Raw genomic sequence first — 19,276 nt, forward strand, 5'->3', positions numbered from 1 at the left:
GACTCTGAGTGGTCGATTCCTCCGGGCTCTAACAACGCCAAAAGAAAAGACCAAATAAAGGGAAAAGGGTATAGTGAAAAGATAACGATAAAAATCATAATGTTTCACGTGAAACATCAATGAACCACAAGAAGAAAAATCGAGAAGAGAGTATAGTGTTTCACGGGAAACACTTGCCACATGGAACTCGGAAAATATGGCTTATAGGATTTACAAAAATGTTTCACGTGAAACATTTTTAATTTTATAGGGTAAATCAATAGGAAAATAGGAAAAATTGTGTTATACTAAGTTTCGCTAATGTTTTGATAGTAAATAGTAGAAGAAAAATAGAGAAAAGCCCGTGAAAAAACCGGATTTTATGGTAAATCTGGGCTGAATCGAGAGAGATACACGATAAAAAGAGTAGAGCTGACCTGCGGAAAGGATAGAGGTATGGGACGTATTATTGCAATTACAAATCAAAAAGGCGGAGTCGGAAAGACGACGACAGCTATCAATTTGTCGGCCTGCCTGGCTGAAGCAGGGCAGAGAGTGTTGACGGTTGACTTTGATCCGCAGGGAAACACGACAAGCGGGCTTGGATTGGAAAAAGGAAATATTGACAATACTGTATACGAACTGCTGATGGGGGAGTGCACCGTGGAAGAGTGCGTTAATCCCAGCATCCAGGAGCGACTGGATGTGATGCCGTCGGATGTTGATCTGGCGGGAGCAGAGATCGAGCTTCTTGATATGGAAGAAAAGGAGAGCATCCTCAAGAAAAATCTGGAACTGCTGGATGGAAAATATGATTTTATCATCATCGACTGCCCACCGTCCCTGAACCTTCTTACGATCAATGCGCTGACCGCGGCAAATACGGTACTTGTCCCGATCCAATGTGAATATTACGCACTGGAAGGATTAAGCCAGGTGTTAAAAACAGTAAATCTTGTTCAGAAAAAGCTGAATCCGGCACTGGAAGTAGAGGGCGTTGTGTTTACGATGTATGATTCCAGAACTAATCTGTCCCTGGAAGTTGTAGAGAACGTAAAAGAGCATCTGAATGAAAATATTTACAAGACAATTATTCCGAGAAACGTCAGACTGGCAGAAGCACCGAGCTACGGGATGCCGATTAATCTCTATGACAGCCGGTCATCAGGGGCAGAGAGCTACAGACTTTTAGCAGCGGAAGTCATCAGCAGAGGAGAGGAATTATAATGGCGAAGCGTGGTTTAGGTAAAGGTTTAGGCGCGTTCTTCGGGGAAGAAGTTACAGCTACGAAAGAGAACGCTGCGGAAAAAGTAAGCAGAAGTGAGAGAAAAGAGCACCTGATGGCAAATCAGGGAACTGCTAAAAATACAGAAAAAAATGGAACCGGGGCAGAGAGTGACAGCGGAAAAGCAGCAAAGAAAGCAGGAAATACGGCTGTAAGCACTGACGCAGCTAAAAAGAATAATTCCCGGAATGCCGGTAATTCTGAGCCGGTTGTCGTAGAAAAAGTGGTTGAGAAGATCGTTGAGAAACCGGTTGAGAAGATCGTTGAGAAAATCGTTGAGAAACCGGTCGAGAAGATCGTTGAAAAAGTGGTAGAAAAACCCGTTGAAAAGATCGTAGAAAAACCGGTAGAGCAGACACTAAAGCTTAACCTGATCGAGCCGAACAGTGAGCAGCCGCGAAAGAATTTCGACGAAGAAAGTCTTCAGGAGCTGGCGGATTCTATCAAGCAGTATGGAATTTTACAGCCGTTGATCGTCCAGAAAAAGGGCAATCACTACGAGATCATCGCCGGTGAGCGCCGTTGGCGCGCCGCAAAGCTTGCGGGGATCACGGATGTCCCGGTGCTGATCCGCGAGTATGATAAGCAGCAGACGATGGAGATCGCGCTGATCGAGAACGTCCAGCGTGCGGATCTGAATCCGATCGAGGAAGCACAGGCGTTCCAGCAGCTGATCCAGGAGTTCCATCTCACACAGGAAGAGATTGCGAACCGCGTATCCAAGAACCGCGCAACGATCACAAACAGCATGCGTCTTCTGAAGCTTGATGTCCGTGTACAGGATATGCTGGCAGACGGAAAGATCTCCAGCGGACATGCGAGAGCGCTTCTTGGTCTTGAGGAAGGCGAACGCCAGTACCAGGTTGCGGTGAAGATCACCGAGGAAAAATTAAGCGTCCGCGACGTGGAAAAGCTCGTGAAGATGATGAACCGCCCGCCGAAGGAGAAGAAGCCGGAAAAAGGACCGGATATCGATCTGATCTACCGTCAGGTGGAGGACAAATTAAAGTCCATCATGGGCACGAAGGTTGTCATCAACCAGAAAGACAAAAATAAAGGAAGAATCGAGATCGAGTATTACTCCCAGGAAGAGTTAGAGCGCTTGATCGAGCTCATGGAATCCTTGAGGGCATAACCAATCAATAATCCAGCGTAACTATTCAGTATCTTCATAGTTACACGCAAAAATCCATTCTAGATCAGCTTCGCTGATGGGATTTTTGGAAAGAAAATGCTGAAAAAGCCGACTGTATTTAGGGTTTTCTGAAATTTAGCAAAAAGCAGAAAGCAGGCATTTGCCCAAGATGAAAGCTAAATGAAAAGGAAGCTGACGAACAGGAAAAAATTGAACGAAAAAGACTAAAATCACGAAACGCACAGACACATACGGAAGGACAGAAAATAAAATATGGAAAACAGTATGTTATACAATCTTCCCATCGATCCAATGGCACTGATCATCGGATTTTCAATCCTGTCATTGGTATTATTGATCGTGGTGATCATTTGTATTGTGAAGCTCAATAAACTATACCGCAGATACGATATCTTCATGCGCGGAAAAGACGCGGAGACACTGGAAGATACGATCATGGACATGATGGATGAGATGGAGGAGCTGCAGGCGAAAGACCGGGCCAGCAAGGATGCAATGAAACAGCTGTCCAAGCAGATCAAGTCCTCATTCCAGAAATTCGGATACGTCAAGTATAACGCGTTCAAGGGCATGGGCGGCAACTTAAGCTTTGTTATTGCAATGTTGGACAACAACAACAGTGGTTTCGTACTGGATGTTGTTCACAGCCGTGAGGGCTGCTACATTTACTTAAAAGAGGTAGAGGAAGGTGCGACAGAAGTTCTCCTCGGCGGAGAAGAGCAGGAAGCGCTGGAGCAGGCCCTGGGCTATGTAAAGCGCCCGACTATGGATGAGCGCCTTGCAATAAAGGAAAAGGCCGAAAACGGCAGGAAAAAAGAGTTAAAAGGCGGCTCCGGAGAGCAGGATATCGAGGTTCCGAGCAGCGAGCGTAAGAAGAGCGAGCGCATGAAAGAACTGAGAAAACGTCAGGCAGAGCGCCGCGAGGATGAAGAAGAACGTGTAAAGCAGTATGCGGATGCATACGATGTGGAAGAGATTGAGATCGAGACAGACAACATCGAGGATTTTGATGCGATGCCGGATGATTTCAACGGCGAGGATAAAGGAGATTATTGATCCATATGCATAAATTTTTACGTGCAGCTGGTTTCAGCATGTATACAAAGAAAAAGGATATCGAAAAGCTTCTGGATCTGCTGGAACGGCAGCCGTCGATAACGAAGTGCGTCCAGGTCGATGAGGAGAGCAACGTGTGCGAAATGCGCGCGGAAGTCGCCCCGGGACTTGGAATCTCGATCGTCGGAGAGCTGAACGAAGAGGGGAATTTCGAGCGGGAATACTACTTCCCGTACCTGGAGAGCAATGTCGTCGGCTCCACGGAGGAGTGCTCCGTCCAGAGACACACGGAGAAAGAGACCTACTCCGGCATGGTGGATGAGAATAGAGTTGGCATCACGCTGATCTTCTACATCCAGAATTTCCTGGATTTCCGGGAGAAAATGCTGGATAAAGAGCACCACTCCAGAATCGGATCGGTCTGCTTTTCTGGCATGTCCATCGGCGGAAAGGTCCTTCTTCCAATCAAGAAAAGCCAGAAACAGATCCAGAAGGCAAAAGTTTCCGCAAAAGAACGCAGCAGCCTGATCGAGGCCGCAAAAAACGGGGACGAGGACGCCATGGAGACCCTGACCATCGAGGATATTGACCTCTATTCCCAGATCTCCAGAAGAGCCATGAAGGAAGATCTCTACTCCATTATCGACTCCTGCTTCATGCCCTGCGGAGTGGAGTGCGACCAGTATTCCATTATCGGAGAAATCAAAGAAGTTGAGAAAATCCGAAATATTTATACAAAAGAAGAGATTTATCGCATGAAGATCGAGAGCCATGACCTGGAATTCATGGTCTGCATCAACAGCAGGGACCTCTTAGGAGAACCGCAGCCGGGCCGCCGTTTTAAAGGACAGATCTGGATGCAGGGTACCTTAAATCTGGTACCTTACAAGGCGGGACCGATGGATCAAAAGCGATAAAAAGTATAGACAACAAACAGAATCATGGGGGTATAATAAAAACAGATTATCTCATTCGAATCAGCTTGAATTTACCAAAAAAACAAAGACTGACATGCAGTTTCCTGCGATCTCGAAGATATAGAGACAGAGGAAAATGCTTTTTTATTAAACCGGAATCCATAGAACAGGGGAGGAACTGTAGTTTATATGGAAGATTACGATATTATGACCAGAGAAGAGGCCGAAAAGAAGATGGAAGTGCTCCGGCAGATCTTCCCGATCGTCCGCCTTGTGCGTGGGTATACGGTGATGGATCTGAATGGAAAAACGGGAGCGATGGAAGGCCTGGACAAGATGGAGACAGCCCCTCCCTGCGAATGTTTTGCTTTCTGGCAGAAGAATGAACCATGCAGAAACTGCATCAGCCAGAGAATGATGGAAGAGCATGGCCAAACATCAAAGCTGGAATTTCTCGGCAGAGAGATGTACCAGGTGACGGCGAGATACGTGGAGATCGACGGCGAGCCGTATGTGATGGAGATGCTGCAGAAGCAGGACAGCCAGAACTTTATCGATGAGGACGGATGCAAAAAGCTCATAGGAAGCCTGATGAAATATAACCATATGGTCTACATGGATGCCCTCACAGGAGTCTACAACCGCCGTTATTTTGAGGATGAGATAAAAAATAAGACCAACACAGCGGGAGTCGCTGTGATCGATATGGACTATCTGAAGGTCATTAACGATACATATGGACACCGGGCGGGTGACCATGCCATTGAGATGATGGTCAACGTGATCCGACAGAATATCCGGAAGACGGACAGCCTGATCCGGTACGGCGGAGACGAATTCCTCCTGATCCTGCCGGAAATCAGCAAGGACAGCTTCAACGAAAAATTAAAAATGATCCAGGAAAAGATCCACGATACCGCTATTGCGGATTACGGAAATCTCCGCCTTTCTGTCAGCATCGGAGGTGTGATCACCCGCGACGGCGAGAGTATCGAGGAGGCAGTTCTCAGGGCCGACCGCCTGATGTATTTCGCGAAAGACCAGAAAAACATGGTTATCACGGAGGAAAAGACCGAGTATCTGGACGAGACGATGCAGGAATATTTAAGGACACAGACCATCAAGCCGAAGATCCTCATCGTCGACGATTCCGATATGAACCGCGAGCTCCTGACAGAGATCCTGAAACAGGATTATGAGATCCTGGAGGCAGAAAACGGCGAAGCTGCCTTAAAGATGCTGGAGCAGTATGGAACAGGTATCGCCCTTGTGATGCTGGACCTTGTGATGCCGAAGATGGATGGATTCCAGGTCCTGACGGTGATGAATGAGAGACGCCTGCTGGAGGATATTCCGGTCATCATGATCTCCAGCGAGGACTCCGGGAAATATATCAGTGAAGCTTACGGATTCGGCGTCAGCGACTATATCAGGAGACCATTTGACGCGAGAGTCGTATACCAGCGCGTGTTAAATACGATCAAGCTGTACTCCAAACAGCGCCGCCAGCTTCGCCTTGTAACATCCCAGATCCGGGAAAAAGAGCGCAGCAACCGTATTATGATCGGTATTTTAAGCCAGATTGTTGAATTCCGAAACAGCGAGAGCGGACCACATGTCATTCACCTGAATATCGTATCGAGACTGCTTTTAGAGCAGCTGATCAAAAAGAAAAACAAATACCATCTTTCCTGGCAGGAGATCGGTCTGATCGCTACGGCGTCGGCGCTCCATGATATCGGAAAGATCAATATCGATGAGAAGATATTAAACAAACCTGGTAAATTAACAAAAGAGGAATTTGAGATCATGAAGACCCACACGACCATTGGTGCGACCATGATCGGAAAGATCGATCTGTACCACAGTGAGCGCCTTGTACAGCTTGCTTACGAGATCTGCAGATGGCACCATGAGCGCTGGGACGGAAAGGGTTATCCGGATGGCTTGAAGGGAGACGAGATCCCGATCTCCGCCCAAGTCGTATCCGTGGCGGACGTCTACGATGCCCTGGTCAGCGAGCGTGTCTACAAAAAAGCATATCCGCATGAGGTAGCGATCCAGATGATCTTAAACGGAGAATGCGGGAACTTCAACCCATTGATTTTAGAGTGTATGCTGGATATCCAGGATGAGATCCGCCGGAAGATCAGCGTTACGAGCACGGAGGACTTCGTAAGGGACGCGGATGCGCAGGAAAACATGGATATTGCCAACATGCAGTTAAATCCGCTGATGATGGAGTAAAAAAGTACCTGGCCGGATACTGAGAAGCAGATCCAGCCGGAGCAGGGCAGGTGGCAAGTGTGAAAAAAACAACTTTGTTAAAAAATTATCGGGGGGGGTATTCCAATGAATATAGCCCAGGAAATTTATGAATCTATCCAGGAATTATATCAGGAGATCATCAAAGTTGACCTGAAGACGGGAAAAGCGACAATCCTCCACAGCATCACGGATCCTTCAGACCGCGGAAAAGAATGTATCTGGGACAGCCAGTTAGAGAAATACATGAAAAATAAGATCCAACCGTCGGATCACGAGAGGATGAGAGACAACTTTTGCCTGCGGCATCTGAGAAATGAATGCGAAAAGGGCAAAGGTCTGTTCTCCAACAACTTTTCGACGATGAACGGGAAACTGCCGGATAACCATGTTACGGTGCTGGCGTTCGCGCCGGGAAACGACAGTCAGGAAAAGGTTTATATCCTGCTGCGCAAGGCCGGACAGGAATACTTTATGTGGTCCATCGCGAATCAGTATGTATCATCGACCTGCGATTATTTTATTTATCTGGACGCGAAGCATAACAGCTACCAGATGTTCAGCAGCCGGGCGGGAACCCCGCTTCCTCCGGTGATATGCAATGATTACGAAGGATCCAAGATCGAATACGTGAGGAAATATGTGGTGGAGGAAGATCAGGAGATGGTGATGCGTGAGATGCAGATATCCCGGATCCAGGAGGTCCTGGAACACAACGAGGTCCACAGCTTCACCTGCGGGATTATGGAGCACGGAGGCTACAAGAGAAAGCGCCTGGACTACCGCTATTACGATAAAGAATGCCAGATGATCCTGTTCTCCAGGACAGACGTGACGAACGTCTATCTCGAGGAGCAGAAGAAGAGCCAGAGGATGGAGGAGCTGCTCTTAAAAGCCCAGACAGACCCACTCACGAAGATCTGCAACTTCCAGGCGACCTTTGATGCCATCAGCGAGAAGCTGACGGATACGGATGACAATTACGCGTTTTGTTTCGTGGATCTCGACAATTTCAAACAGATCAACGATACCATGGGTCATCTGGCCGGGGATGAGGTCCTTCGCCAGGTGGCGGACGTTTTAAAGGACGTGGCGGGCCCGGAGAATCTCGTGGGCCGTGTCGGCGGGGACGAGTTTGTCGTATTTGTAAAGACGGAGCAGGACCGCGCCAGGGAGACCGCGGAAAAGATCCTCGCGGGGATCCAGAACATTACCGTAGAAGGAAGAAACAGTACAAGGATCTCCGGCAGTGTCGGGATCGCCATTGCGCCGCGGGACGGCAGAGACTATTACGCCCTCTTAAAACGGGCGGATGCCTGTCTCTACCAGGCAAAATCAGAAGGAAAAGATCGCTGGTACGGCGAGAAGGAAGGACAGGAGAATATATAAAGAAACGCCCCAGGGCAGCCGGGAAAGCTGCTCTGGGGCGTTTTTGCGGTGCGTTACAGATCATACCGCATCCGGAAGTGTTCCAGAAGCGTCAGATTCTTACGGCTGGACCGGATCATCGTCAGGAACCGGTATAGGAGCCGCAGCTCATATTCCTTCAGGACCTCACCACCGTAATAGTATTTCTCCATCAGCTCATTCACACGGGTGTAAAGTCCCGGCTCGTAATCCAGAAGGATCCTGGAGAGCCGCGCTTCCGTCTTGCCGCAGTTCCAGAATGCCTAAAAGCCGCCGCTCCGTGATCAGATGGCGGAATTCCAGGAGGACGATGCCGATTCCCTTGAAAAGGAGAACGACCAGCAGGATGCCCCACAGGATGTTTACGGCGGTCTTTAACTGGTCGATGACCTCGGAGTCCGGACGTTTTCCGGCGTGCAGGGAATCCGGGGCATCCACTTCCTCGCCGCTGTCCTCCAGAGCCGCTGTCCTCTGGATATCACCGGGAACCTGTGCCATCTGTAAGAGCGCGTAGGTATCATAGTAGAATCCGGGTGTCACATCCACCGGGATCCAGCCCATGCCGTCCATGTAGACCTCTACCCACGCGTGGGCATCGGAGGAGGTGAGCTGTACATCCCTGCCGCCCGCGGCCTCGATAGCGCGGCTGCTTAAAAAGTAACCTTCCGCGTAACGCGCCGGGATATCGCAAGGACATCAAGTCCCTCCGGCGCGGAAGACAGCCGCTGCAGAAAAGCGGCATAGCAGTTATTATCATGGGTCGGATCCCAGCCTGCGGAGGCAGAGACGGTAAGGCCGTCCGGGACAGGAACACGGTCCAACGGATAAAAGACATAACGCCCCGGTCCTGCCGGAGTAAACCAGTTCCCAAGCGGTTCGCTGCCTTCAGCCAGGGCCAGCCGGGGAAGATGGAATTCAGGGTATCGGGGCTGCCCCATTCATCCTTGTGATCAAGATAATACTGCTGCATCTGATTAAAAAAGCAGATGCCATCCCCGGCCTTTTCCTCAATTGTCTTCTTAAACAGGTTCCGGATCTGGTCTGCCAGGTGGTAGAGGTCGAATGGCTTATTTTCAAGCTCGATCTTACCGACCTCAATCCGGGACATATCGAGAACTTCGTTGATAACGGTCAGAAGGAACTCGGAAAGCTGCTCTGCCTTCACGATATAGTCCTCGGTGCTGTGCCCGTGAAGCTGGCGGTGCGCCAGGTTCAGCATACCGATAATTCCGTTTAACGGAGTACGGATCTCATGGGACATCTCTGAGAGGTAAGCGGATTTCGACTGGCTTACGTTCTCGGCGGCCTCGAGATCTGCCCGCATCTCATCAAGCTGTCTCTTTTCCTCCGTGATATCCCGGAAGTGGAACAGGTCCATCCCGTCTTTCCTTGTCGCAGAAAGGCGGTAGCAGGCATCCATCCCGAGCGGTTCGATATCCATCAGGATCGGACGTTTTCCGTCCCACGCGTTATATTCTTTCCGAAGCCGCTTTGCCTGTTCCTCAGGAAGCTTCGGGGCAAGGCAGAGAACGTCGTTCTTAAAATGTTCCTTCGTAAGACCTAACTGCCGTTCAAAATCCTTTGTCACATAGAGTGGAAAAAGGTCCGAAGAGCGGAGAAGAAAACAGGGGTCATCCACGAGGTCAAACCCGTTAAGACTCCCCTTGTCGTCAGACTTGTTAAAATTTAACCTGCGCCAGGACAGACGCAGATGAAGAAAAACGATCAGCAGGCACGCCGTGACCAGCAATTCTGCAAAAAACAGAAATATCAATACCTTGTGTTCCCCCAGCCACGCGAGCTGAAACGCAATCTTTTCCATATTCTATCCCCAATGTAAATTTGTAGCCGGTTACTTCCGATCCGCCGTCATTGCCTACTGCGGATCGAGCTTTTCAATCGCCTGGATCGTGCGGTCATATTCCTCATGGACGCGTGCGAAAAGTGATTTGCTCTCATCGTCCAGAGTATTGTTTCCGCGGAGCTTTTCGGTCAGATCGGAGCTGGCATCAAATAAAGCAGTAAATCCGAGGTTCAGGCAGATCCCCTTCAAAGTGTGGGATGCGCGGAACGCCTCCGCGCCGTCACCGCTCTCAATCGCGGCCTGTAGCTGCCAAAAACTCGGATCATTTAAAAATTTCAACGCGAACTTCCTGACAAGACTCTCCGAAACGAGTCTCCCGGTAACTCCCTCATAATCGCCGCACATCATTTCGTAGCATTCTCTTAATGTCATATGTATGGTCCCCTTTTGCAAGTGTGTTGTTTCATATATTTATATATAGATGGTTTTATTATAACTTTCAAAGGATAAAACTTCAACCGGATAATGGGAGATACAGGGTTGTTTCATGAAGACCATATGCCAACGATTCCTGCTTTCAGCAGTCTCGATCATGCTACATACACCGCTGAAGTGCATTGGTATACTTGCTTACTCTGAAGAAAAGCGCAAATTATCCCTATCTCCTTTACAGTACCTTTTTTCAGAGGTATTCTTTATACATAGTCAATACAGACCGGCTATGCCTTTAAACACATACTGTTCCCGCAAATCTGCATTGTCACAAAAACAGTCCATCATCTCGGTCATTATATTTGTGATACCTGTCTCGTGCATTGCCAGGCGCAGGATGTTATATGCATATTTTCTGATGAGCGCCAGATTATTTCGGGATTTTTTGGCAGGTGAGCGATCTTCCCTGAATGTGTTGTCCAACACATGATGGAGCCGGTTCTCTATTGACCAGTGCATTCTTTTTATGCTGCCCAGTTCCTCTGCGGTAAGAATAAGGTCTGATATCAGTGCGGTACACGGAATATCCTTTCCGGCCCCTTCTTCCGCAGACGGTGCCGGGACTCTTTTGGAGCCTTTTTTCATAAATGCTTCCCTGGATGGAGTAACATCGTTCCCCTGGCTGTCCTTCTCAACCGGTACCCTTACCTGCCTGATCCGTCCAATACTCTGAACGTGCGCCCATTCTTTTTGGCTTTTGGTCAGGTTTGAGGCATCTTTACATATTTGACAAGTCCTATACTCATTTCTGTTCCGATTCTTTTCCTTCTGACTGATCTCCTCATATTTCTCAAGATACTCCCGCATTACAGGTTCTGGAATTTCGCCTTTTTTCTTTTTAGCAGCTTCCGCTTCCAGTTTGTCCATGAACGTATGGATCTCCTCATAAGCCTCTGGTTGGTTTTTCTTTACGGTAAGCACAAAATGTCCTTCCTGTTCATGGATCTGTTCCATGCTTGCGGTCTGCGTTCCAATCGCATCAATCGTTATGATACTTCCACTGATATCCAGAAGATTCAATAATTCAGGAATCATCGCAATCTCATTCGTCTTTGAATCTACAGGAAGCTGTGCAGGCAGCAATCCCCGGACAGTTTCCACTACATTCAAAATCATTGGAGTTGCCGCACATTTTGTCTTTTCCGTTGCGCCGCAGAGTGCTTTCCCGTCAATCGCAAGATGGGTATTCTTCGAGTCCACGATCTCTCCAATCCATTCCATAAAAGCACACAAGGCTAATTCCTCATCAATTCCGCTCAGCATCCGACTAATCGTGGAAGGCGAGGCGATCCCGTATTTCAATTCCATATGTTTCCGCAGCCATTCCAGGTTGTTCTTGCACCAGTTAAGACTCCTGCGGATCGTTGTCCTGCCACAAAGAAATCCGATTGTGACACATACCAGCATTTCTGCCAGATCGTGTCTTTTCTCTCTGTCGCATCGATAATCCGGGATCTGCCTAAAATAATGAATCAGTTTTTCTGTCAGAAATGGTTTTTCAGCACATTTCCAGAGCCACCTGTATTTTCTCCAGAAGTTCCTGCTGTTCCTCATTCACTTTTGAAATGATTTCCGTTTTATCCAGACATACTAAATAGATGGTCTCTAACTTGCGCAGTTCTTCCAGACCCACGCCCCATTTTTTATATATTCTGCGGGACAGGGACGATATTTGAGCTGCAAACTGATAACGAAAATCTGATTCGTTTTTCATCGTTCGTTTTTTCTGGATATAAGAAGTTGGAGATTGCCTTAAAAGAATAATGGAGAGCACATCTTCCCAATCATCCCCTAAAGGTTTTTTCCAGTCATCCGGGCACAATTCCCAGACAGCTTTTGAAAACCCGTATTCCCATACTTCTGCATCTGTTAAAGATACCTTCCTTTTGTTGCTTTGTATTACCCCCTCCGGAGTAATAATGCCGATATAAGTATCGACTGGCTGCGGATATTTTTTTCCTTTTACACGCCGGGATGTTCTTTTATAAAGATAATAAGAATCCCCCTTTTTTTTCACGGTAGTCCCTTTTACGCGATGTTTTTGAACCCATTCCGGATATTTTTTCTCAGTTACTGGCATAATGCCCTCCCTTCCGTATAGATATAGCATACCTATACTATATAGACATTATACCTCTACTTGAACAAAAAGTCGAGGGTTATACACGCTTATGTATAGCATGTATAACCCTCGATGAAATCTGACCTTTTTAGACTTTTAAAATATCTTCATGAAACAACCCTGTGGGGGGATTTCCAAGAATATCCGGCAAAAGATTACTATACACGGTTCCTGAATTGAAACATCAGCCAAAACTCACAAATCACAGATCATAGGAACACGGAGGCGAAAAAACATTGGTCCGCATACCGGAACGTGACGACCCCGTGATAATGTTCCGCGATCAAGCGGACCGAGGCGGTTCCGGTTCCAAACCCGTCATGCTTCGTCGAGAGAAAACGTCCGTTTTCCTCCACCGGGGCGGAGGAGCAGGAATTATCGACCGTCAGGGCAAGGTGGCTGTTCTCCTCCTTCGCGCGGAGCCGGATAAACGGGTTGCTGCCGGTATATTCCCGGCAGGCATCTAGGGCATTTTCGAGAAGATTCCCGAGGACCGAGCAGAACTCTGCCTCATTCATGGAAAGCTTCTGCGGGACTGCCATGCTGACGGAAATATCGACACCGGATTTCCTCGCCTCATCGACATAATAGTTGACCATCGTATTTACCGCGTAATTCTCGCACCAGGTACAGAACGTATCCGGCGGGAGCATCTGACGGTACTGTGCAATGTACGCCTTCAGCTCCTCCGTCTTCCCGCTGTTTTAATAGTGGTCGATCACATTCAGGTGCTGGCGGAGATCATGTCTCGCCTGTCGGACGCTCTCGATGTGACGGCTTAACTGCTGGTACTGTGCCTTCTGCATTGCAAGAAGCGTCTCCTGGTGGGCGGCCCGCTCCTTTATGGAAAGGGGGTGTGGCGATATGGAAAAACAGATGAGTATGAAGAAAAGCAGACGATTACCTGGAATGATATTTCTTCTTGCATTGCTGATGACGATCATGATTCCGTTTGCGGCATTTGCGGAAGAGTTCAGCTGTACTGTAAACCTTCCGGTGAAGGTACAGATAGATGGAAAGAACCCGCCGTCACTGGACTATAAGTTCAAGATCGAGGCGGAAAACAATGCGCCGCTTCCGGAGGTGACTGAGGTCACCGTGAATGCTGCAGAAACCGGAACAGTGGAATTCGGCCCGATCACTTACAAGCGCCCGGGCAACTACATCTACCGCATTACGCAGATTACGGATAATCGGTTGAAGCTCACTTATGACAGCCGTACCTATGCTGTGACGGTTCAGATTTTAAGAAGCGAGGACAATACGCTTCATGCGGAGATCGTTGCCAGCACAGGAAGCGCAGACGGCAGCAAGGCCAGCGAGATCGTATTTACGAACAAATATAGCAGACCGAGCTCCGGCGGAAGCGGCAGTGATGACAATGATGATCCGAGTCCTAGACCACCGCGTAAACCAGACGGTAACTCTAACGGCTCTCCGACACCGGTCAACGCGCCGAGCGCTGTTTCACCGGCTGAGAACACAAAGATTACTCCGCCAAACCCGGAATTCCCGGAGGCAAGTTCTGTAGCTGACGCACAGAACACAAGAAAACTCTCTGCCGGAAACCCGGCAACCGGTGACACCACGCACAGAGTCATCTGGACCATGTTGAGCGTTGGTTTCGGTGTTCTTTTCCTCGCATTGATCTTGTGGAAACGCAGATCGGACGGGGCGGAAGAGAAGTAAATTTCAGATCAGAACAGATGGCTTCCACCGTGCGGGAGAGATCCTGCAGGGTGGGAGCTTTTTTGTGGATGTTTTTTCATGTCAGATATTAACAAAAATGGCGACATATGGTAAAATGATAGCCAGTTGCGACTTACGATGACTCATCAAGAGTGTTGTTTTGCTATACAAAAACAACACTCTTTTATTTTTACCCGAGGCCTCAGGAAACCTCTTGAACTGCCTCTTAAAATTACAAACCGAAAATTAAAAAGAATCCTTGAAGAGGATTGTAAAAAATTCATAAACCGGCAAAGCAGTCGAAAGGCTGTGACGCAAAGCTATAGGGCCTGTAAAATGGCAGCCAGTTGCACTTTGAAGAGTATTGTAAAATGCGCTTTAGGTGCCTTTACAATACTCTTCTTGTTTGGATTTTTTTCATGAATCAATGAGGAGTTTTTTTTATGAAAAAGGTATCGTTTTAAAGCTTGCAATGTTTGTTGCAGCTTTTGCAATCAGCACATTTGCTCCGTCTATGACCGCAGCAGCAGCTTCCTATGATGATGAGTTCGTAGCTCTGATCAACCAGAAGCGTGCAGCAAATGGTCTTCAGCCGGTTTCTTTAAATAGCACTCTTGACAATGCAGCAGAGACAAGAGCAGAAGAGCTCACAGAGAAGCTTTCCTACCAGCGTCCGGATGGCCGCCGCGAATTCACAGTTCTCGATGACAACAATATCGCAGATGATTTTGTTGGTGAGTGCTACAGCGCAGGCCAGGCAACACCGAAGGAAGCTCTTGATAACATGATGCAGTATGACTTCTTCGAGAAGAAGGTCATGAGCGAAGACGCTAAGACAGTTGGCGTTGGTCACTACAACGGTGGTGAGTATGGCGATTACTGGGACGTTCTTTTTACAGCCCCGGCAGCAACAGATAGAGCAGAATTCGCACAGGAAGTACTTGATCTCGTAAACGTACAGCGTGCCAACAACGGCCTTAGCCCAGTCGTTCTTGGTGATGAGAAATTAAACGCAGCTGCTCAGCAGCGTGCCGTTGAGATCGCAACCGTTACTTCCCATACACGTCCAGATGGAACAAGCTGCTTTACAGTCCTCGATGACTTCAATGTAACGGATGAAGCTACAGGCGAGAACGCAGCATGGGGACAGGTAACTCCGGAAGAGGTCGTTAACGACTGGATGAATTCCGAAGGACACCGCGCAAACATTTTAAATCCAGACGCTCACAAGATGGGCTTTGGATACTACAGCGACAACAGCTCCGAGTGGGGCCGCCAGTGGATTCAGATCTTCACAGAGTAATCTGTTTTAGATAAAAAAATTTCTTCTTCATACATTTATATTTAAATTTTCTGCCAGCACCAGAAAAAACTCTTACCGCACGATCCCAGCAAATCGTGCGGTAATTTTTTACCCCTCCTTGACTTTCCAACGTCTGTTTGGTAAGATATATATCGTAGTTTTTCAAAGACTACATGTCCCAGTAGCTCAGTTGGATAGAGCACATGCCGTCTAAGAAGTAATCATAGTTAAAGCCGTGGAACTTAAAAAGGTGGTAACAAAGAGTCCGATTTGAACAATGGCATATAGAAATGTCGAAATAAGAAATCAGATGATTCATCACGAAAGTGATTGAGTTCATAAAGTTGGTTGCCGTGACCGAAAAGGCTGAAAAAGCCCGAAAATACGGCATTTGTTCCCATAGTTAAATGGATATAACAAGCGCCTCCTAAGGTTGCGTTACAACGGTCACCTCAAAAAAACTAAATAAGGGATTGCAGTTCGATTTTGATCGGGCTATAATCATATATCAGACACGTCCATATAGCTCAGCTGGATAGAGCACACGCCTCCTAAGGTTGTGCTCTACCAGCTGCCTTACGGGGAAAAGTGATCGTTGCCAGTCTCAATTTAATATAAGTCTCTGTAGCTCAGCAGGATAGAGCGTTCGCCTCCTAAGCGAAAGGCCGTGGGTTCGAATCCCGCCAGGGACGCCAGCAAACACGCCGAAAACCTTTGATTTATCAGGGTTTTCGGCTTTTCTTATTTTTGCGGCTTTGGTGGCTTTTTTGCAAAAAACCTTGGTTTGCTAACATTTGCTAACGAGATTTGGCCTTTTGCTAAGAAAGGCGGTAAGTCAGAGGTTCGATTTTTACCAAAGGAACTTGCAAACATTTGTTAGCAGAAATCAGAGGAAGTTGCAAACAAAATCGCGAATTTGCTAACATCGCTCAAAAATGCCTTCAGAACCTTGCTAACAAAAAAAGTGTTTGGTCACTGTGCAAAGTGGTTCAAACGAAGAAAACCTCTCACAAAGTGAGAGGCGTTCTTCTGAGGGAGGGACTTTATAAAGCCTTTGCCAGCTGCTTGAGCAGTGCGGCAGTTTCGGGATTTTTAAGCAGCTCCAGTATCTTCGCTGCATCACTTTCATCACTTTCAGTGACGGCAGTATCCGCAGTTTTAGGCTCTGTATCTTCAACAGGGTCAGGAGTCTTGGATGAGTAAAATGCTTCCTCCAATCGCTGAGCGTTTATGCAGCGATCCTCGTCGATGATGTGAGAGTAGACATCTGCAACCATTTTTACCTGAGCATGACCAGAGTCGCCCTGGACGGATTTCATATCGCCACCATTGAGTTTCAGCTTGTAGGTGATACTGGAGTGACGGAGAGAATGGAATACAACATGAGGCAGTCCGTTTTCTTTGATAAGTTTATTGAAAGCACGGTTAATCACCTGGCTTTCCATCGGACGGCCATTGCTGGAGCAAAAGACCAGGTTATTGTCGATGTATTCATCTCCAAACAGATCCATCAGCTCATCAATTTCTTTTTTTCTCTCTACCAGCATATAGGCAACTGTTTTCGGCAGGTACACGCGGCGAATACTGGTTTTGGTTTTAGGCTCTTTCAGGACCAGAGCAGTATGGGTACTGGCTATGCAAGGTGGAAACTTCTTAATAACACCTTTGTCGCTCAAATCGTCCAATGCACCTCGTGTAACCCGTTGCAGCTCTTTGTTGACGAATATATAAGCTGAACCATTTTCTATGCTCTGTGGTGCAATATCAATGCAGTCCCAGGTAAGGCCCAGCATTTCACCAATGCGTAAAGAGCAGGAGAACGCCAGATTTAAGGCAAGGGAGAGGATAGGATCATCACAGACTTCCATAGCCTTGCTCAGCGTTTCGGCAGTCCATATATCCCGTTCTTTATGTTCTTCTTTGGGAAGTGTCGCATTCAGGACAGGGTTACGGCTGATTAGTTCCCAACGCACCGCCTGATTAAAGGCACTGCGAAGTAGCTTGTGAATTTCTCTTACTGTATGCGGGGTCAGATATTCGCTTGTGGGTTTGCGGTTGTTGACGCTTACCGTTTTCACAGAGAGCAGATCACGGTAATACTTATCCATCATCCTTGGAGTGATGTCGGATAGTAACATATCTCCGATAATAGGAGTTATGTAGTTTCTCGCCAGACCACGGCGGCTTTCATATGTTGACATTGCCCAGGTATTTACACCATAGATGGACATATATTCATCGAGCAGATCGTTCAGGGTCTTTGCCGTAGGAATAAAGAAGGTTCCAGAGTCCTGCTCATACTCAATTTGCTTTTTTCGTTTTTTTGCTTCTGCATTTGTGCTGAAGGTTTCCCAACGCTGTCTGCGTTTTCCGTTTTCATCTGTGTAATCATACACCACAGAATATTTGCTTTTACGCTTCACGATAGATGCCATTTTCATTGCTCCTTTCTGAGATTTTCACATAATGAGTTTGCTTTTGATACCAGGCTTCAAAACTGCTGGTAATGATACGAATTCTTCGATCAATCAAGGTCGTCTCAAAATAGCCCCTTTTAACAAGGTCATAAGCTGTGCCAGATTTCAGCCCCAAAAGATCCGCCATTTCCGGAACTGACATCGTAGTATGCCTCCATTTCTCTCCGGGCGGTGTACCATCCACTTTTTTATAGTGGAACTGGCCGGCATACCAATCTTCAAAGCTATCCAGCATAACTCTCATTCGTCCGGCCGCTTGAATTGTTTTGAAATAGTTCTTTTTAACCAACCAGTAGGATTCTACTTTACCAAGCCCAAGCATTTTGCCCATCTCTGGTACAGACATACTGGTCTTTACTCTTTGTTTTTGCATGGCTTTTGCCTCCTCTATAAAGTTTTTCTTGCTATGGCCTCATTGTAAGAGAAAGCAGAAAAAAAGTTAAGGATGTCGATTTGGAGATCGGCATCCTTGACAAATCATTCATCTGCGTGATCCAGCCAGTCATCAAAGCTCTTTTTGGAAATGCGGATATGACCGCCGACTCTGACGCTGTGGAATACACCCTGTTTTACCAGATTATATGCTGTGGGACGACTGATACCCAGAATGTCCTGAATCTCATCGACCGTATAGGTTCTTTTGTCATAGCTGACAGGATTTTGTTCATTAAAGCGGTTCAATTCCGCAATTCTTGCTTCAAACATAAAAACGCCTCCTTTATCCGGTAAGTGGCCTTACGGAGCCTCCATTTCCTCCGGAATATGAATATCTAAACTAACTTGCAGAGCATCATCAATCGCTCTCATTTCTTCGCGAGATACGCGCCCAATGTACGATAAAACACGCCTTTTATCAATCGTTTTAATTTGCTCCAGCAGAACAACAGATTTCAGTCCAAGCTCTGGAACGCTCTCCAGTGCATAGTGTGTGGGCAGCTCCTTTTTCTTAATCCATTTACTGGTGAGTGGAGCTACGATCAAAGTGGGGCAGAAAAAATTCCCCACATTGTTTTGAAGAACCAGGACAGGACGGGTGCCGCCTTGCTCTGATCCAAAATAAGGGTTCAAATTGGCATAATATAAATCCCCACGCTTATAAATCCAATCTTCTTTCATGTTCATCCTCCTATGTTTTGAGATTTGATTATGTAAGAAGGAGGCTCTGCAAATTACAGAGTCTCCTTCAATTTAGCGCCTGTTTTATCCCTTACTTGTCCACGACACCCCAGGGATTTGGGTAATCATTAAGCCGCAGGTGGCTGGCCTGCTTCTCAGGAGTTTCACCTCCACTGTTAGAGCCCGGAGGAATCGACCACTCAGAGTC

The 19,276-nt window shown here is 47.3% G+C and carries 19 protein-coding genes, 1 tRNA gene and 1 riboswitch; of the genes, 9 read left to right on the forward strand and 11 right to left on the reverse strand.

Annotation, left to right across the window (positions count from 1 at the left end; all coding sequences use genetic code 11):
* Positions 1–435: 435 nt before the first annotated feature.
* The 6 genes from DXA87_RS15845 to DXA87_RS15870 all read left to right on the forward strand — a co-directional run bounded on the left by DXA87_RS15845 (position 436) and on the right by DXA87_RS15870 (position 8,047).
* Entirely contained in the window at positions 436–1,206 is a 771-nt protein-coding gene (locus DXA87_RS15845) for an AAA family ATPase (protein ID WP_117471086.1), read from the forward strand.
* Positions 1,206–2,399 carry a ParB/RepB/Spo0J family partition protein gene (locus DXA87_RS15850; protein ID WP_117505314.1) on the forward strand — a complete coding sequence of 398 codons (1,194 nt, stop codon included), beginning with the start codon at positions 1,206–1,208 and terminating at the stop codon, positions 2,397–2,399. The genes DXA87_RS15845 and DXA87_RS15850 overlap by 1 nt, the downstream gene beginning before the upstream one ends.
* Positions 2,400–2,672: 273 nt before the next feature.
* Positions 2,673–3,476 carry a DUF4446 family protein gene (locus tag DXA87_RS18770; protein WP_117472393.1) on the forward strand — a complete coding sequence of 268 codons (804 nt, stop codon included), beginning with the start codon at positions 2,673–2,675 and terminating at the stop codon, positions 3,474–3,476.
* A 5-nt stretch (positions 3,477–3,481) separates the two neighbouring features.
* Positions 3,482–4,393: a DUF3881 family protein gene (locus tag DXA87_RS15860; RefSeq protein WP_117471089.1), complete on the forward strand. Its 912-nt coding sequence runs from the start codon at positions 3,482–3,484 to the stop codon at positions 4,391–4,393.
* Between the two features lie 189 nt (positions 4,394–4,582).
* Positions 4,583–6,640 (forward strand): diguanylate cyclase, encoded by a 2,058-nt coding sequence (locus tag DXA87_RS15865; RefSeq protein ID WP_117505316.1) that lies wholly within the window; start codon positions 4,583–4,585, stop codon positions 6,638–6,640.
* A 105-nt stretch (positions 6,641–6,745) separates the two neighbouring features.
* Positions 6,746–8,047 carry a GGDEF domain-containing protein gene (locus tag DXA87_RS15870; protein WP_117471091.1) on the forward strand — a complete coding sequence of 434 codons (1,302 nt, stop codon included), beginning with the start codon at positions 6,746–6,748 and terminating at the stop codon, positions 8,045–8,047.
* 53 nt (positions 8,048–8,100) lie between these two features.
* On the opposite strand, the gene DXA87_RS18050 is transcribed toward DXA87_RS15870, so the two are convergent.
* The 7 genes from DXA87_RS18050 to DXA87_RS15900 form a co-directional block, all read right to left on the reverse strand.
* Positions 8,101–8,250 carry a hypothetical protein gene (locus tag DXA87_RS18050; protein ID WP_158553089.1) on the reverse strand — a complete coding sequence of 50 codons (150 nt, stop codon included), beginning with the start codon at positions 8,248–8,250 and terminating at the stop codon, positions 8,101–8,103.
* A complete protein-coding gene (locus tag DXA87_RS15875) occupies positions 8,243–8,635 on the reverse strand; it encodes a hypothetical protein (RefSeq protein ID WP_199537946.1) in 393 nt (130 codons plus the stop codon). The genes DXA87_RS18050 and DXA87_RS15875 overlap by 8 nt, the downstream gene beginning before the upstream one ends.
* Positions 8,583–9,887: a histidine kinase dimerization/phospho-acceptor domain-containing protein gene (locus DXA87_RS15880; RefSeq protein ID WP_117505320.1), complete on the reverse strand. Its 1,305-nt coding sequence runs from the start codon at positions 9,885–9,887 to the stop codon at positions 8,583–8,585. The genes DXA87_RS15875 and DXA87_RS15880 overlap by 53 nt, the downstream gene beginning before the upstream one ends.
* A 54-nt stretch (positions 9,888–9,941) precedes the next feature.
* Complete coding sequence (locus tag DXA87_RS15885; protein ID WP_117505322.1) at positions 9,942–10,301, reverse strand: Hpt domain-containing protein; 360 nt, start codon at positions 10,299–10,301, stop codon at positions 9,942–9,944.
* Between the two features lie 273 nt (positions 10,302–10,574).
* Positions 10,575–11,915 (reverse strand): ISAs1 family transposase, encoded by a 1,341-nt coding sequence (locus DXA87_RS15890; protein WP_348982246.1) that lies wholly within the window; start codon positions 11,913–11,915, stop codon positions 10,575–10,577.
* Positions 11,860–12,441 carry a hypothetical protein gene (locus DXA87_RS15895; RefSeq protein WP_117471096.1) on the reverse strand — a complete coding sequence of 194 codons (582 nt, stop codon included), beginning with the start codon at positions 12,439–12,441 and terminating at the stop codon, positions 11,860–11,862. The genes DXA87_RS15890 and DXA87_RS15895 overlap by 56 nt, the downstream gene beginning before the upstream one ends.
* A gap of 251 nt (positions 12,442–12,692) precedes the next feature.
* Positions 12,693–13,082 (reverse strand): ATP-binding protein, encoded by a 390-nt coding sequence (locus DXA87_RS15900; RefSeq protein ID WP_158553090.1) that lies wholly within the window; start codon positions 13,080–13,082, stop codon positions 12,693–12,695.
* A gap of 265 nt (positions 13,083–13,347) precedes the next feature.
* Here DXA87_RS15900 and DXA87_RS15905 point away from each other — a divergent pair, with 265 nt between their 5' ends.
* From DXA87_RS15905 to DXA87_RS15915, 3 genes are all read left to right on the forward strand, one after another.
* The gene (locus DXA87_RS15905; protein ID WP_158553091.1) at positions 13,348–14,172 is read left to right on the forward strand and encodes an FctA domain-containing protein; all 825 of its coding nucleotides are present in this window, start codon (positions 13,348–13,350) and stop codon (positions 14,170–14,172) included.
* Between the two features lie 279 nt (positions 14,173–14,451).
* A riboswitch (cyclic di-GMP riboswitch) is annotated at positions 14,452–14,527 on the forward strand.
* Positions 14,528–14,599: 72 nt separating this feature from the next.
* On the forward strand, positions 14,600–15,475 hold the full coding sequence (locus DXA87_RS15910; protein ID WP_242998121.1) for a CAP domain-containing protein: 876 nt from the start codon (positions 14,600–14,602) through the stop codon (positions 15,473–15,475).
* Between the two features lie 618 nt (positions 15,476–16,093).
* Positions 16,094–16,170: transfer RNA gene (locus DXA87_RS15915), tRNA-Arg, on the forward strand.
* Between the two features lie 348 nt (positions 16,171–16,518).
* Here the strand turns inward: DXA87_RS15915 and DXA87_RS15920 are convergent.
* From DXA87_RS15920 to DXA87_RS15935, 4 genes are all read right to left on the reverse strand, one after another.
* Positions 16,519–17,910 (reverse strand): tyrosine-type recombinase/integrase, encoded by a 1,392-nt coding sequence (locus tag DXA87_RS15920; RefSeq protein WP_007862346.1) that lies wholly within the window; start codon positions 17,908–17,910, stop codon positions 16,519–16,521.
* On the reverse strand, positions 17,888–18,325 hold the full coding sequence (locus DXA87_RS15925; RefSeq protein ID WP_117505328.1) for a helix-turn-helix domain-containing protein: 438 nt from the start codon (positions 18,323–18,325) through the stop codon (positions 17,888–17,890). Before DXA87_RS15925 ends, DXA87_RS15920 begins: the two co-directional genes overlap by 23 nt.
* A 104-nt stretch (positions 18,326–18,429) precedes the next feature.
* Positions 18,430–18,657 carry a helix-turn-helix domain-containing protein gene (locus DXA87_RS15930; protein ID WP_002569114.1) on the reverse strand — a complete coding sequence of 76 codons (228 nt, stop codon included), beginning with the start codon at positions 18,655–18,657 and terminating at the stop codon, positions 18,430–18,432.
* A 30-nt stretch (positions 18,658–18,687) separates the two neighbouring features.
* Complete coding sequence (locus tag DXA87_RS15935) at positions 18,688–19,068, reverse strand: type II toxin-antitoxin system PemK/MazF family toxin (protein ID WP_002569115.1); 381 nt, start codon at positions 19,066–19,068, stop codon at positions 18,688–18,690.
* Positions 19,069–19,276: the final 208 nt, after the last annotated feature.

This window comes from Desulfotomaculum sp. OF05-3, assembly GCF_003435535.1.
GTDB classification, from domain to species: Bacteria; Bacillota; Clostridia; order Lachnospirales; family Lachnospiraceae; genus Pilosibacter; species Pilosibacter fragilis.